The organism is Pseudomonas sp. Pse35 (assembly GCF_024519715.1).
GTDB classification, from domain to species: domain Bacteria; phylum Pseudomonadota; class Gammaproteobacteria; order Pseudomonadales; family Pseudomonadaceae; genus Aquipseudomonas; species Aquipseudomonas paracarnis.
The window spans coordinates 81,577-95,766 of sequence record NZ_JALJRP010000011.1 but is presented as its reverse complement, the minus strand read 5'-3'; the positions used below and the strand labels follow the sequence as shown (position 1 = coordinate 95,766).

Genomic DNA, 14,190 nt, shown 5'->3' with positions numbered 1-14,190 from the left:
GTCCCAGAGCCATGAGTCACGCTAGCATCAGCCAGTCGATTTCCATCGTTCACCCCATCAGCCTCAGTCACGGTAAAAACGCCGAGGTCTGGGACACTGCAGGCAAGCGTTACATCGACTTTGTCGGGGGTATCGGCGTGCTCAACCTGGGCCATTGCCACCCGGCCGTGGTGGCGGCCATTTGCGAGCAAGCGGCCCGGCTCACCCATTACGCGTTCAACGCCGCACCGCATACGCCCTACATCGAGTTGATGCAACGCCTCAGCGCCTTTATCACGGTGGGTTACCCCGTCAGCGGCATGCTCACCAACAGCGGTGCAGAAGCGGCAGAGAACGCTTTGAAGATCGCCCGTGGTGCCACTGGTCGCACGGCGGTGATCGCCTTCGACGGTGCCTTCCATGGGCGCACCCTGGCAACCCTCAACCTCAATGGCAAGGTCGCGCCCTACAAGCAGAAGGTCGGCTTACTGCCCGGCCCTGTGTATCACCTGCCCTACCCCAGTACCGATAACGGCATGACCTGCGCCGACGCGCTGAAGGCGATGGAGCGTCTGTTCAGCGTGGAAATCGACATAAACGATGTGGCCTGCTTCATCATCGAGCCGGTGCAGGGCGAAGGCGGTTTTCTAGCCTTGGACACTGAGTTTGCCCAAGCCTTGCGACGCTTCTGCGACCAGCACAACATCCTGCTGATCATCGATGAAATCCAGTCGGGTTTTGGCCGCACCGGACAGCGTTTCGCCTTCTCTCGCCTGGGCATCGAGCCGGACCTGCTACTGCTCGGCAAAAGCATCGCCGGCGGCATGCCGCTGGGGGCGGTGGTCGGGCGCAAGGCGCTGATGGACAACCTGCCCAAAGGCGGCCTGGGCGGCACCTACTCCGGTAACCCCGTCGCCTGCGCGGCGGCGCTGGCGACCCTTGAGGTGATGAGCGACAAAAACCTGCACGCCTGGGGCGTCGCGCAGGAGGCCGCGATTGTGGGTCGCTATGAAGCCTGGCGCGCGCAGCAACTGTCGCCCTACCTGGGCCGCCTCACCGGTGTCGGCGCCATGCGGGGCATTGAACTGGCCCATGCCGACGGCACACCCGCTCCCAAGCAACTGGCGCAACTGCTGGAGCTGGCGCGAGAGGCTGGCTTGCTGCTGATGCCCAGCGGCAAGTCGCGGCACATCGTGCGCTTGCTGGCCCCGCTGACCATTGAACCTGCGGTGTTGGAGGAAGGCCTGGATATCTTCCAGGCGTGCCTCACACAGCTGGACGAATAGCGGGCTGCCTTGACCTGATCCCCTCACCCGCTGAAAATGCCCGACGTTTTTTTGTCTCTCCGCATACTACGCAGTGAAATTTTAATGTCTGATTCCTACACCGAAAAATCCGCCGAAGAATCCGTAGTCGCCCTGTACGCCAAAGCCGAATACGAAAACGCCATCAATCTTTCACAGCATGTGCCAGCCGCCAAGATCATCAGCGAGATGGTGCTGGACGCGTTTCACACCTCCAAGGAAAGCGACCAGATCCGCGAGCTACGCGTTGCCATCCGCCAGGCCCACGATGCCTTCGACGATGACAAAGCCTATGACCTGATGGGCCAGCTCAAACAATTGAAAGACGCCGAAGCCGCAGACAACGCCGCCCTGGAACACCTGAGCAGCCAGTTCTCGATCAGCCGCATCCTGTCCAGCTTCAAGGACGATCCCGAGTTCCAGGAATTGGTCTATGGCCTGGCCCTCAAAGTGCTTAACCAGTCGCACCAGGCCATCAGCAACCCGAGCGCCGGCAAGGGCAAGGCTGCACGCGCCAAGAAAGACACCGAAGTGTTTGTGATCAGCAAGGATGGCATCAGCGTCACCTTGCCGCTGCGCACGCCGCGCTCCAAGCTCAATGTGGACCGCGAAGCGCTGGAGTTCCTGGGGTTCACCTTTGTGGGCGAAGGCAGCGAGGCGGAACTTGCGAGCGAAACCTTCATCGACAACAGCGGCGCCGAGCAACCGGTCACGCGCAAGAGCATCGTGACCGCGCTGCAACAGCAAAGCGCCTTTGACGGCTACGCCATCGCCGCCCAGTAAGTACTGACGCAACCAGGCGCGCGTGCAAGGCGCAGCGCCGGTTGCCGTCTACGCCTCTTTATTCCACAACACCGCCGAGCTTTTCATCATCCCCACGGCGATTGCGAACAGCAGCAACACACAGCCTGCCAGCAGCCACGGTGACGGCAAGGTTGGCCGGGCCAGCAACATGAACGCCAACGAGGGCGCGATCATCACGCCGATGTTGACGCCCGCCGAGTAGTAGCCAAGGTTGCGGCCCACGCTGTCGCGGCTGGAAATGCTGCTGACGTAGTGGGTGATCGCGGGGAACACAATCATCTCGCCCAGGCTCCACAACACCGTAGCAAGCACCAACAGCGCGCCGACCTGACCAAAGCCCATCAAGAAGAAACCGCAGCCTGCCAGCAACAGGCCAATGATCAGCGAGCGACTGCTCGACAAGTGCGCCATGCGCAGGTTGATCGGCACTTCAAACACAATCACTAGCAACGCATTGATAAAAAAGATGATGCCCACGTAATAGGCCGGCAATTGGGTGTAGTTGATGATGTACGCCGACAGAAAAGTCGGCGGTAATGCGTAAGCCACGTGCACCGGCAGCGCTGCCAACAGGATCACCAGCAGTCGCGAACGCTCATGAGCCGCCACCTCGGGCAAGCCCTCGCCTTTGACGGCGACAGGTACGCCTTGGGTGGCCTGCCGAGACCGACCAAACCGCAGGCAGGCGGCGAAGGCCAGCAGGGACAGCACGGCATTGATGTAGAAGACCGCGTCGGCATTGCTGAGGAAGATCAAGCTGCCCAGTAGCGGCCCGATGGCCATGCCGATGTTGATCGCCAATCGGTTGCAGGAAAACGCCACTTTGCGTGACTCAAGATTACTGTGAGCCACAGTCTCGGAGAACGCGGCCGGTGTGAAGGCTTCGTAACAGGCCCCCCAGAGAAACGACAACAGGAACAGCGCGAGCAGGTTATCCACCGAGGGAATGACCAGCAGCAACACCGCGTTGAACAACAACGAACCGAGAATGACCCGGTTGGCCGAAAACCGCTTGATCACGGCGCCGATGATCAGGTCGGTACACAGGGCGCCCGCGCCATACACGCCGACCAACAGGCCTGCCGTACCTGCCGATATCGCGTGTTGATGAATCAGGTACGCCGCGTAAAAAGGAAACGCCAGGGTGCCCGTGCGGAACACCAGCGTGATCATGAACAATGCTTGCAACCGCGCATTAAGGCCGCGCAAGGCGTGAAAAGTACCCATCAGCGCAGCACGCTGGCACAGGTGTGGAGCAAAGCTGCAGAGCGGCTCATCCGGATGTCCTTTCGCAATGGCGGCGCCGGTGTGTCCGGCGCCAAACTCCATAGCTGGGCAAACTAATGCAGCACTGTGCGGCGAACAAGCTACCCATTTGGACAGGTAGGCGGTGATTGCGGCCTCAGGCCGGGTGGCGGATATAGCCCAATTGCAGGGCCTTGCCGATTGCTGATTTGCCGTTGCTGACCTGCAATTTGCCGAAGATATTCTTCATATGAAACTTGACCGTATGGGAGGTCATCGACGTCAGGAGTGCCACTTCGTTGTAGGTCTTGCCCAGGCTGACCCAGGACAATACTTCGGTTTCCCTTGGGGTCAGCACCGTCTGTTGTTCGACAGGCGCCGCGTGATCTTCCAGGGCCTCGTCGTACATCGAGACCAACAGCATCTGCAGTTCACTTTGATGGGCCAGCACGGTCTCGCGAAATTGCCGATGTTCGCCGAAGCTGCACAGATTGAGCACCGAGTAGAAGCCGCGATTGCCATGCACGATAAAACTGGCGCCCTCGCCAACGGGTTTGTAGGGGCCCGGCACCGGCACCGCCTCATCGGCCACGGCCAGCAGGTGTTCATCACTCCAGAAAAATGGTTTGATCCGCGTACGGGTCAATGAAACCAGCTCGCCACGCCGGTAGAAATCGTCGGCCGTGTCGGAAGGCTCCATGGCCTCGGGGTAATTGGACACAATCTGCGCTTGGTCCAGCGTCGGCCCACACTGGTAGACCTCGAAGTGTCCCAGGCCACGGCGGCTCAGCTCGGTATCGAGCAAGCGGCGCATATCCTCGGGCAGCATGGGCGATTTTTTATCGGGTTGGCCATTAGGTCGCACAGGTGTCTTCCTTGATCATTCAACCCGGTCGAGCATGCAGCATGCCTGGCTTACCTGTCCAGGCAACGGATGCAAACCCAGGGGCTAGACCTGCGCCGCGAACGCCTCGCGAAAGCGCTCCATCTCCTGCTCATTGCCCACCGTCACCCGCACCCACTGCGGCCAGTCCTTCCACACCCGCCCGACCAGTACATTCCGTGCCGCCAACTGCTCAATCACCTGCTCTGCCGGGCGCTTCACGTCGATCATGAAGCAGTTGCTGTGGGAAAAGGTGCAGGTAAAGCCTCGGCCCTTGAGCCAGGCGATCGTCTCATCGCGCAACCTGGCATTGAGCGCTCTGCGTTGGCCCACCAGTTGCGCGTCTTCCAGGCTCGCACGGGCGGCCAGCAAGCTGGCGCCGGCCGGGACGTTGTCGCCGCCGAACACGGCCAACCGCTCCAGTAGCGCCGGGTGGCCGATCGCCAGGCCCAGGCGCGCACCGGCCATGCCATAGATCTTCGAGAAGGTACGCAGTACCAGCAGGTCGTGGTGTTCCCTGACCCAACTTACGCAACTGGGGGCGTCGCAGAAGTCGATATAAGCCTCGTCCACAACCAGCACGCTGCCCTTGGGTTTATTCACCAGAGCGTGGCGGATAGCCTCGGTCGAGGTGAGCGTACCGGTCGGGTTGTTGGGGTTGCACAGGTACAGCATGCCGGCCTGTGGGTCCGCGGCGAGCATGGCGTGCACATCGTGGGCATGCTGGGCGTCGAGGTTAACTTCATGCACCGGCGCCTTGATCGATTCGGCCGCCTGGCGCGGTACTTCGTAGGACGGCGTGGCCATCACCAGGCCGCGGGTCTGGCTGGCGAACGCCAGCACCGCGTAACGCAGGGCAGCCATCGAGCCGGCAAATACCCCGATGTTTTCTTCGGCGATGCCCTGTTGCTCGGCAAACAACGCGGCCAATGCATACATGTCCGGGTAAGGGTAACGCCCGGAGGCTGCAATCGCGCGCTGCATCGCCTGGCGAGCCGCGTCTGAAGGGCCGTAGGGGCTTTCGTTGTAATTGAGTAGTACCTTGTCAGATTTCGTCGGCGCCGGGCTGGCAAGCGCCCAATTGAGCTGCCCCAACACAGGCAGGGCCGCGCCCAGGGCGAGAAGGGATCGACGACTGACACGCACCATGGTGACTACTCCTTGTAGAGGCGCGAGGGATTCGCGCTGGCCGTTCAGAAGAGTATGACGAGAAAGCCGTTGCCTGATTTACCACCGAGGCGTATCCCTGCACTCAGTACTTTATTGTTGTAGCGGGCGCATGCAACACTTTCACTGCCGCGAACCCTCAAGAACGGGTTCTGCCGGCATGGACTGATGACTAAATGGAAGTGGTGAGCACTTGATACACAGACGGGAAAAAACCGAGCACTTGAAGAGCAACATCAAGTACTTGATCAAGAGTCGTGGCGAAACCCAGCTTTCGTTAAGCAGTGCCGCCGGCCTGACCAGGACCACCATCTATAACATCCTGGAAGGCAAGGTCGTTAACGTACAGCAGTCGACGATACGCAAGATCTCTGACTTCTTTGGCGTCTCCTACGAAGAAATCGAGACGATCAGTTTTGAAGCCAAGGAAGTCATCGAGAGCAATGTTTCCCCACTGGGTAACAAGAACCCGGCGGCAGTGCCTGTGCTCAAGGAAAGCCTGCTCATGCAAAGCCTGGGCAAGCGCATCGGTGAGCTGGCCACGCTTCATCCGCTGACCTACTACTTTGGCAGCGCCTGCAACCTGATCGGCGTGCGCCTGGAGCACGGGATTCCCGGCCTCAATGAACCGGGGGACTTGCTGATCGTGCAGAAAGGCTCGTCGAGCGACGATAAAGAAAAACTGGTGTACGACCGCGCCACCAAGAAGCTGTTCATCACCCTCGAACCCTGCGGGAACTCAGAGCGTTTGTGTGTCATCGGCGACATCCTTGAGGAGCGCTTCAATGACAACGTCTGAGGGCGCCGTGGAAAACAGCAAATACAAGTTGCTGGGCTTTGAAAACGACAAGCGCCTGGCGGTGATCATGGTGATCGCCACGGGCAAGGTCCTCAAGATCAAGCTGAGTGAAGTGCTCAGCAGTGAAATGATGGACAACTTCAACAAGATGGAAATCAAGAACCTGTACAAGAAGTTCTACTCCCAAGGCGGAACGCTGACCGCCTACGATATAAACGACCGCAATGAAAACTCCTGGATGATCTACATCATCCTGAACTTGCTGCTGTTCACCTTCTATATCTTCACCAGCATTGCCGCGACCAAACCGATTTACCTGGAGTCGTTGGGCATCATCGTCACGCCGGGCACGTTCCTGTACCCGCTGACCTTCTTGATCGTGGACTTGCTCAACGAGAATTTTGGCTTGCGCCTGGCCAGGCGAGCCATTCTGTTTGCGTTTGCCAGCAACGCGATGATCATCATCCTGCTGTATGGCTCCACGTTCCTGCCAGGGCTACCGGGCTGGAAGCTGGATGGGCCTTATACCGACGTGATCCTGCAAGTGTCGTCGGTGCTGGTGGCCTCTTCGGTCTCGTTCCTGGTGTCGGAGAATATAAATTCCTACTTGCTGTGCAAGATCAAGGAGCTGACCAACTCCAGGTATCTATACCTGCGGATATTCCTCAGTACGTTCTTTGCGGTGATTATCGACAGCTTCCTGTTCTGCTTTATCGCCTTCTACGGGGCGATGCAGACCAGCGACATCCTCAGCATGATCTATGTACAGATCGCGATCAAAGTCGGCTTTGCGTTCTTCAACATCCTGCCGGCCTACGGGGCACGTTCATTGTTCAAGCGCTATCAATAATCCTGTAGGCGCGAGCTTGCTCGCGAAGAACGTCAACGATCACGCAGCGCATCTGGTGGAACGCGGCGCTCTCAGGTTTTTCGCGAGCAAGCTCGCTCCTGCAAGGGTTATTTCAGTTTCAACTTGTGCTTGAGGCTCTGCATGACAGGTGTCGTGTTCTGCAGGTAGTCATTCAAGCCCCGAGCGCGCAGGTTGCACGCGTCACACTCGCCACAGCCGGTACCGATGATGCCGTTGTAGCAAGTCAGCGTCTGCTCGCGCACCAGCTCCAGTTGCCCGTGGTAGTCGGCCAGGGCCCAGGTTTCGGCCTTGTTCAGCCACATCAACGGGGTGTCGAGGCGCACGTCGTATTCCATGCCCAGCTTGAGGGCCTGGTTGAGTGCTTTGACAAACTCATCCCGGCAATCGGGGTAGCCTGAGAAGTCGGTTTCGCACACACCGGTAATGACGGTCTCGGCCTTCACTTGATAGGCATAGATCGCAGCCAGGGTCAGGAACAGGATGTTGCGCCCCGGCACAAAGGTGCTCGGCAGGCTTTCACCCGAGCTGTTCACGGTCGGCACCGGGATGTTGTCGCGCGTCAGGCTGCTGATCGCCAGCTCATTGAGCAGGGACACATCCATCACTTTGTGCACAGTGGCCCCCAACTGCTTGGCCAGCTTCTGGGCCACTTCGATTTCTGCCACATGGCGCTGGCCGTAATCAAAGGTAATGCAGTGCACTTCGTCATACAGCGGCAGGGCCTGGATCAGACAGGTGGTCGAATCCTGCCCGCCACTGAAGACCATCACGGCTTTTTTACTCATTGCATTGCTTCCTGCATTTGTAGAATTGGGAGGTAGGAGCGAGCTCGCTCGCGAAAAACGTCAACGATAACGCAGCGTATCCGGTTTAGCGCAGCGCTCAATAAAAAACCCCGCGCGACTTTCGAAGGCGGGGCTTTTTTACTGCAAGACCACTCAGTGGGCGTAGGTCAGCAACAGCTCTTTCGGCACTTGGAAATCCAGGGACATCATTACGCTGAGCGCGGTGATGGTGAAGATCGAGAACACGAACAGCTTGCGCGCCCAGACGGTGTCATCCACCGCCTTGTAGCCGGTCCAGGCCATGTACAACCAGTACATGCCCATCGCGGCGGCGACGGCGAGGTAGCTCATGCCGGCGTAGCCACTGAAGGTCAACATCAAGGTCGCCACGAGGAAGGCCAGGATGTAGAGCAGGATGTGTTTCTTGGCCACCTGGATGCCACGCTTGACCGGCAATACCGGAATCGACGCAGCCAGGTAGTCATTGAAGCGGAAAATCGCGATGGCGTAGGAATGCGGCATCTGCCACAGGCTGAACATCACCAGCAGCGTCAGCGCGGCCATGTCGAAGCTATTGGTCACAGCTACATAACCAATCACCGGCGGCATTGCCCCCGACAGACTGCCCACTAGCGTGCCGTGAACCGACTTGCGCTTGAGGTACAGGCTGTAGAGGCCGACGTAGATGACAAAACCGATCACGGCAAACAGCGCCGCCAACGGGTTGGCCACCTTGTACAACAGGGCCACACCGGCAACACCCAGGACGGTCGCATAGATCAGTGCCAGCTTCAGGGAGATGAGGCCCTGGACCAGCACGCGATTCTTGGTGCGCTCCATCTTGATGTCGATGTCACGGTCGATGCAGTTGTTGAATACGCAACCGGAAGCAACCACCAGGGACGTACCGATCATTGCAGCCAGGAAGATGGCCAGATCGACATGTCCCTTGGAGGCCAGGAAGAAACCGCCCGCCACAGAAAGCACGTTACCGAAAATGATCCCCGGTTTGGTGATTTGGATAAAGTGCTTAAGCGACATCGGGTCTTACCTCACTTCGCCATCATGTAGGTGTGGATGCTGAACATGATCCACAGCGACAGACCAACCAGCAGAACGATCACCAGGCCTGCGAACACAAACGCGATCACGTTCTCGCGCTGCTCTTTGGAGCGGTCCAGGTGCAGGAAGTACACCAGGTGAACCAGAACCTGAATCACCGCGAACGCCAGGACGATCATCAAGGTGATCGACTTCGGCAAGGTTGGGTACATCACCAGGCCGAACGGGATCAGGGTCAGGATGACCGACAGGATGAAGCCGATGGCGTACGACTTTACGCTGCCGTGGCTTGAATCGTGGCTGTCATGGGAGTGTGCATTAGCCATTACAGAGTCCCCATCAAGTAAACGACGGTGAATACGCAGATCCAGACCACGTCCAGGAAGTGCCAGAACAGGCTCAGGCAGCTCAGGCGGGTCTTGTTGGTGTTGGTCAGGCCGTGCTTATTGACCTGATACATCATCACTGCCATCCACAGCAGGCCAGCGGATACGTGCAGACCGTGGGTGCCGACCAGCGTGAAGAACGCCGACAGGAAACCGGAACGGTGCGGGCCGTAGCCTTCGGAGATCAGCAGGTGGAACTCGTTGATCTCCATGCCGATGAAGCCCAGGCCGAACAGGAAGGTCAGGCCCAGCCAGCTCAGTACGCCCTTCTTGTTGCCCTTGTAGAAGGCCAACATGGCGAAGCCGTAGGTGATCGAACTGAACAACAGCAAGGCGGTTTCGCCGAGCACGTAAGGCAGTTCGAAGATGTCGTGGCCCGACGGGCCACCCGCTACGTTGTTTACCAGTACCGCGTACACCGCGAAGATCGACGCAAACAAGATGCAGTCGGTCATCAGGTAGAGCCAGAAACCGTAGACGGTTATCGGCCCCGAGTCGTGGTGGTGGTCATCGTGCCCATGGTCATCGACATGGGCGTGTCCAGCATTGGTCACTAAGTTCGACATGGTTTAAGCCTGTTCCAACGAGGTTTCTACACGGTTGGCCGGGATCTTCTTCTCGGCTACCAGGCGAGCGTGCTGCTCGGCTTCGATGCGTTCGATCGTTTCGACCGGCACCATGTAGCCTTGATCATCACGGGCAGCGTGAATGATGAAGTAACCGATAGTGCCCACCAGGCTCGCGATTGCCAGCCACCAGATGTGCCAGATCATCGCGAAACCGAACACGGTCAACAGCGCACCCATCACCACGCCAGTGGCGGTGTTGTTTGGCATGTGGATCGGCTCGTAGTGCTTGGGCTTCTGGTACGCAGTACCGTCTTCCTTGGCTTCGGTGAACGCATCAATGGTGTTCGCAGTAGGGATCACGGCGAAGTTGTAGAACGGTGGTGGCGACGAGGTCGACCATTCCAGGGTGTGGCCGTTCCATGGGTCACCGGATTCGCACATGTTCTGCTTGCGATCACGCACGCTGACGTACAGCTGGATCAGCTGGCAGGCGATACCCACAGCGATCATCACCGCACCGAACATGGCAACGTACAGGTACGGTACCCACTCAGGGTTGGTGGTGGCGTTCAGACGACGGGTCATGCCCATGAAGCCCAGTGCATAGAGCGGCATGAACGCGACGAAGAAGCCCGAGATCCAGAACCAGAACGCAGCCTTGCCCCAGCCTTCGTGCAGCTTGAAGCCGAACGCTTTCGGGAAGTAGAAGCTGAAACCAGCGATGTAGCCGAATACAGCACCACCGATGATCACGTTGTGGAAGTGGGCGATCACGAACAGGCTGTTGTGCAGCACGAAGTCAGCACCCGGGATGGCCAGCAGTACGCCGGTCATGCCGCCGATGGCGAAGGTCACCATGAAGCCCAGGGTCCACAGGACCTGGCTGGTCATGCGCAGACGACCGTGGTAGATGGTGAACAGCCAGTTGAATAGCTTCACCCCCGTCGGGATGGAAATCAGCATCGTCGCCAGGCCGAAGAAGGCGTTGACGCTGGCCCCCGAACCCATGGTGAAGAAGTGGTGCAGCCACACCATGAAGCCCAGTACGGAGATCGCGCCAGAGGCGTAGACCATCGAGTGGTGACCGAACAGGCGCTTGCCGGTAAAGGTCGAGATCACTTCGGAGAAAATACCGAACGCTGGCAGGATCAGGATGTACACCTCAGGGTGACCCCATGCCCAGAACAGGTTCACGTACATCATTGGATTGCCACCAAGTTCATTGGTGAAAATGTGGAAATCCAGGTAACGGTCAAGCGACAGCAGCGCCATGGTAGCGGCCAGGATCGGGAACGAAGCCACGATCAGCACGTTTGCCCAGGTGCAGGTCCAGGTGAAGATCGGCATGTCCATCAGTTTCATGCCAGGGGCGCGCATTTTCAGGACGGTGGCCAGGAAGTTGACCCCCGTCAATGTCGTCCCGAGCCCTGATAACTGTAGCGCCCAGATGTAGTAGTCCACACCCACGCCCGGACTGTATTGCAGCCCCGACAATGGCGGATACGCAACCCAACCGGTCTTGGCGAATTCGCCGACGCCCAGGGAAACGTTGATCAGCACCACGCCGGACACCAGCAGCCAGAAGCTCAGGGAGTTCAGGAACGGGTAGGCAACGTCACGCGCACCAATCTGCAGCGGCAAGGCAAGGTTCATCAAGCCGGTGAAGAAAGGCATCGCCATGAAGATGATCATGATCACACCGTGGGCGGTGAAGATCTGGTCATAGTGTTCAGGTGGCAGGTAGCCAGGCGAACCCTCGGTGGCCATGGCCAACTGGGTACGCATCATGATGGCGTCGGCAAAACCACGCAGCAGCATGACCATGGCAACGATGACGTACATGACGCCGATTTTCTTGTGGTCGACCGAGGTCAACCACTCGGTCCACAGGTAGGACCACTTCTTGAAATAGGTGATACCCGCAACCAGCGCCAAACCACCCAGCGCGATCATGGCGATAGTCACCATTACGATCGGCTCGTGGAATGGGACCGCGTCCCAACTTAATTTACCAAACATCGTTTACTCCTCTGCCCCAGCAGTTGAATGCGCGCCCGTATCAGAACCTTCAACCACGGCCACTTCTTTCTTCTCGTGCTTGACCGGCTTGCCTGGCTTCATACCTTCGTACTTGTCGACGATTTTCTGAAACAGGTCCGGCTCATACGCGGAGTACAAGGCGACAGGGTTGTTCTGGCTCGGTTTGGTCAGAGCGTCGTATTCAGCTTGATCAAGCTGTTTAGGTGCGGCCTTGACTGCAGCTACCCAGGCGTCGAAATCTTCCTGGCTTGTCGAGATCGCTTTGAATTTCATGCCGGTGAAGCCAGCGCCGCTGTAGTTGGCGGAGATGCCTTCCATTTCAGCTTTCTGGTTGGCGATCAGGTGCAGGCGGGTCTGCATGCCTGCCATCGCGTAGATCTGGCCACCCAGTGCAGGGATGAAGAACGAGTTCATCACGGCGTCGGAGGTGATCCGGAAATTAAGCGGGGTGTGCTCCGGGAAGCGGATCTCGTTGACAGTGGCGATACCCAGGTCCGGGTAGATGAACAGCCACTTCCAATCCAGCGCGACCACCTGGATGTTCACAGGTTTGACGTCGGACTCCAGCGGACGATACGGGTCCAGCGCGTGGGTCGACTTATAGGTGACGTAACCCAGGGCGATGATGATGAGGATCGGAACCAACCACACCGCGATCTCGATCTTGGTGGAGTGCGACCACTTCGGCGCATAGGTGGCGCTGGTGTTGGACGCGCGGTATTTCCAGGCGAAGGCGAAGGTCATCACGATCACAGGCACCACAACCAGCAGCATCAGCAGGGTAGCGGTGATGATCAGGTTTCGTTCATCCAGACCGACCTGTCCTTTTGGGTCGAGCAAGGTCCACTTGCAGCCTCCCAGCATTAACATCATGCCAAGCAGCGGCAAAAAGCCTAGTAATCGGGGGTACCTGTTTTTACTCATCTCACGACCTCTAAAGCAGCTTGCGCAATGCAGTTGGGTTTTGATCGCCAACACTTCACCCTGCCAAGGGTTGGCATTTCTCTTCGATTGAATAAGAGCCTGCCCGACACGTCATGACTGTACGTTTCACGGACCTGCAGTGAGTTCTTATTCGATTTCGTGGCTAAAGGCCTTGTTACAGACCAATTCCATTTGGTGCGGATAGTTGAAAGGCTGCCGGAACCTGGGGTCGCATTGAGCCTTCCATCTGCTCCTCGACCGCTCCAATGCTCAAATATTGAACAGCACCGGACATTCAGTGCGGGCGATTGTAGTTAGCTAGCGATGTATAAACCATGTCTTATAGAGAAATAATTTTTATCGATTCCAGCAACAATCCTTCACCAAAGTTGCAAAGATTCGCGATCTTATCGCGTTCGATTCTCAACAAAAACCACAAAAATTGCCGTGTTATTGGGCACAGTGCCACTTCCCTTACGGCCTGTAAGGGCATGCCAAGGGTATCCAAGTGCCCATAAAACAAGGCATTCATAGATGCTTCAGGGATTGGGGCCGCACACGAGTCGGGCCGCCGTGGGAACCACGAACTGACAGCACAATTTGTACGTGGGGTGCAAATCCAAGGGCCGATTTGGCGGGTCAGAAACGTCCTGCGACAACGTTCATGTGACAACATGTCGCATGCTGCGCGCACCTTCCGTTGCCCCTCGTCACGGTGCTTTCACAAATCCCTACAAAACAAAAACGCTCCGCCTTCATTCAGAAGCAACGGAGCGTTCGGCAGGCGCGGCGGTTCAGGCTTTGGGATGACGGTTGCGATAGATGCACAGGGGCACCAGGATCGCCGTCAGCACGAATGCAACCAGCGCCCATTGGGCCAGGGACAGGCCGAGGACCGGTGGGTAGGGGGTGCTGCAAAAGCCGTCGACCTGGAAGCCCAGGGGAAACACCTTGGCCAGGGGCAGGTCGTCAACGATCGGCTGCAACACATCGATGCCGCAACTGACCTGGGGAAAGAACTGGGTGTACACATGGTGGCCGGCCGCAGCCACGCCACCCAAGGCGCTGAGCACCACCAACCCTTCGAAGAATGTCAGCGCGCCCTTGGTGCGCATGGCCGCGCCGATGAACGCGAAGAGCGCAATCAGCAGCAAGGCGTAGCGTTGCAGAATGCACAGCGGGCACGGTGCTTCGCCCAGTACCACTTGCATGTACAGCGCCCCGCCAATCAGCGCCAGGCAGATGATGCCCAGCAACACCAGAAAGCGCCGCTCCCTGCCTAAACGCATGTCGTCAATCATCCCCGTCTTTCCCTTTCTCTGATTATGGTTGTGCCTGATGGCAACAAGTTTACACACAGGCAGTGGTTAAA

At 58.1% G+C, this 14,190-nt stretch carries 14 protein-coding genes; 4 read left to right on the top strand and 10 right to left on the bottom strand.

Translation table 11 applies throughout. The features are described from left to right. Nucleotides 1–11: 11 nt before the first annotated feature. Together OC445_RS12330 and OC445_RS12325 are read left to right on the top strand one after the other, a co-directional pair. Complete coding sequence (locus tag OC445_RS12330; protein WP_054896958.1) at nucleotides 12–1,265, top strand: aspartate aminotransferase family protein; 1,254 nt, start codon at nucleotides 12–14, stop codon at nucleotides 1,263–1,265. A gap of 84 nt (nucleotides 1,266–1,349) precedes the next feature. Further along, nucleotides 1,350–2,066, top strand: a complete 717-nt coding sequence (locus tag OC445_RS12325; protein WP_034128720.1) for a hypothetical protein — start codon at nucleotides 1,350–1,352, stop codon at nucleotides 2,064–2,066. Between the two features lie 48 nt (nucleotides 2,067–2,114). Here the strand turns inward: OC445_RS12325 and OC445_RS12320 are convergent, their stop codons facing one another. From OC445_RS12320 to OC445_RS12310, 3 genes are all read right to left on the bottom strand, one after another. Then, nucleotides 2,115–3,314 (bottom strand): MFS transporter, encoded by a 1,200-nt coding sequence (locus OC445_RS12320; protein WP_169918863.1) that lies wholly within the window; start codon nucleotides 3,312–3,314, stop codon nucleotides 2,115–2,117. A gap of 175 nt (nucleotides 3,315–3,489) precedes the next feature. Then, nucleotides 3,490–4,161: a helix-turn-helix transcriptional regulator gene (locus tag OC445_RS12315; RefSeq protein WP_219857398.1), complete on the bottom strand. Its 672-nt coding sequence runs from the start codon at nucleotides 4,159–4,161 to the stop codon at nucleotides 3,490–3,492. Nucleotides 4,162–4,281: 120 nt separating this feature from the next. Further along, complete coding sequence (locus tag OC445_RS12310; RefSeq protein ID WP_072447240.1) at nucleotides 4,282–5,364, bottom strand: pyridoxal phosphate-dependent aminotransferase; 1,083 nt, start codon at nucleotides 5,362–5,364, stop codon at nucleotides 4,282–4,284. A gap of 211 nt (nucleotides 5,365–5,575) precedes the next feature. On the opposite strand from OC445_RS12310, the gene OC445_RS12305 reads away from it, so the two are divergent. Then, on the top strand, nucleotides 5,576–6,181 hold the full coding sequence (locus OC445_RS12305; RefSeq protein WP_080757657.1) for a helix-turn-helix transcriptional regulator: 606 nt from the start codon (nucleotides 5,576–5,578) through the stop codon (nucleotides 6,179–6,181). After that, a complete protein-coding gene (locus OC445_RS12300) occupies nucleotides 6,168–7,031 on the top strand; it encodes a queuosine precursor transporter (RefSeq protein ID WP_014719862.1) in 864 nt (287 codons plus the stop codon). The genes OC445_RS12305 and OC445_RS12300 overlap by 14 nt, the downstream gene beginning before the upstream one ends. Before the next feature lie 107 nt (nucleotides 7,032–7,138). Here the strand turns inward: OC445_RS12300 and queC are convergent, their stop codons facing one another. The 7 genes from queC to OC445_RS12260 form a co-directional block, all read right to left on the bottom strand. Next, on the bottom strand, nucleotides 7,139–7,837 hold the full coding sequence (gene queC, locus OC445_RS12290) for a 7-cyano-7-deazaguanine synthase QueC (RefSeq protein ID WP_054896961.1): 699 nt from the start codon (nucleotides 7,835–7,837) through the stop codon (nucleotides 7,139–7,141). A gap of 153 nt (nucleotides 7,838–7,990) precedes the next feature. Then, nucleotides 7,991–8,878, bottom strand: a complete 888-nt coding sequence (cyoE, locus tag OC445_RS12285) for a heme o synthase (RefSeq protein WP_003194050.1) — start codon at nucleotides 8,876–8,878, stop codon at nucleotides 7,991–7,993. An 11-nt stretch (nucleotides 8,879–8,889) separates the two neighbouring features. Continuing rightward, a complete protein-coding gene (cyoD, locus tag OC445_RS12280; RefSeq protein ID WP_003194051.1) occupies nucleotides 8,890–9,225 on the bottom strand; it encodes a cytochrome o ubiquinol oxidase subunit IV in 336 nt (111 codons plus the stop codon). After that, nucleotides 9,225–9,851 carry a cytochrome o ubiquinol oxidase subunit III gene (locus tag OC445_RS12275; RefSeq protein WP_003194052.1) on the bottom strand — a complete coding sequence of 209 codons (627 nt, stop codon included), beginning with the start codon at nucleotides 9,849–9,851 and terminating at the stop codon, nucleotides 9,225–9,227. The genes cyoD and OC445_RS12275 overlap by 1 nt, the downstream gene beginning before the upstream one ends. A gap of 3 nt (nucleotides 9,852–9,854) precedes the next feature. After that, on the bottom strand, nucleotides 9,855–11,873 hold the full coding sequence (gene cyoB, locus OC445_RS12270; protein ID WP_003194053.1) for a cytochrome o ubiquinol oxidase subunit I: 2,019 nt from the start codon (nucleotides 11,871–11,873) through the stop codon (nucleotides 9,855–9,857). Nucleotides 11,874–11,876: 3 nt separating this feature from the next. Then, a complete protein-coding gene (gene cyoA / locus OC445_RS12265) occupies nucleotides 11,877–12,818 on the bottom strand; it encodes a ubiquinol oxidase subunit II (RefSeq protein WP_054896962.1) in 942 nt (313 codons plus the stop codon). 794 nt (nucleotides 12,819–13,612) lie between these two features. Beyond that, on the bottom strand, nucleotides 13,613–14,119 hold the full coding sequence (locus tag OC445_RS12260) for a disulfide bond formation protein B (protein WP_047711744.1): 507 nt from the start codon (nucleotides 14,117–14,119) through the stop codon (nucleotides 13,613–13,615). Nucleotides 14,120–14,190: the final 71 nt, after the last annotated feature.

Excerpts from the sequence above, each read along its gene's own strand:
- queC (WP_054896961.1), bottom strand. The coding sequence starts at position 7,837 with ATGAGTAAAAAAGCCGTGATGGTCTTCAGTGGCGGGCAGGATTCGACC.
- cyoD (WP_003194051.1), bottom strand. The coding sequence starts at position 9,225 with ATGGCTAATGCACACTCCCATGACAGCCACGATTCAAGCCACGGCAGC.
- OC445_RS12260 (WP_047711744.1), bottom strand. The coding sequence starts at position 14,119 with ATGATTGACGACATGCGTTTAGGCAGGGAGCGGCGCTTTCTGGTGTTG.
- OC445_RS12315 (WP_219857398.1), bottom strand. The coding sequence starts at position 4,161 with ATGCTGCCCGAGGATATGCGCCGCTTGCTCGATACCGAGCTGAGCCGC.
- cyoB (WP_003194053.1), bottom strand. The coding sequence starts at position 11,873 with ATGTTTGGTAAATTAAGTTGGGACGCGGTCCCATTCCACGAGCCGATC.
- cyoE (WP_003194050.1), bottom strand. The coding sequence starts at position 8,878 with ATGTCGCTTAAGCACTTTATCCAAATCACCAAACCGGGGATCATTTTC.
- OC445_RS12325 (WP_034128720.1), top strand. The coding sequence starts at position 1,350 with ATGTCTGATTCCTACACCGAAAAATCCGCCGAAGAATCCGTAGTCGCC.
- OC445_RS12330 (WP_054896958.1), top strand. The coding sequence starts at position 12 with ATGAGTCACGCTAGCATCAGCCAGTCGATTTCCATCGTTCACCCCATC.
- OC445_RS12275 (WP_003194052.1), bottom strand. The coding sequence starts at position 9,851 with ATGTCGAACTTAGTGACCAATGCTGGACACGCCCATGTCGATGACCAT.
- cyoA (WP_054896962.1), bottom strand. The coding sequence starts at position 12,818 with ATGAGTAAAAACAGGTACCCCCGATTACTAGGCTTTTTGCCGCTGCTT.
- OC445_RS12310 (WP_072447240.1), bottom strand. The coding sequence starts at position 5,364 with ATGGTGCGTGTCAGTCGTCGATCCCTTCTCGCCCTGGGCGCGGCCCTG.
- OC445_RS12320 (WP_169918863.1), bottom strand. The coding sequence starts at position 3,314 with ATGGGTACTTTTCACGCCTTGCGCGGCCTTAATGCGCGGTTGCAAGCA.
- OC445_RS12300 (WP_014719862.1), top strand. The coding sequence starts at position 6,168 with ATGACAACGTCTGAGGGCGCCGTGGAAAACAGCAAATACAAGTTGCTG.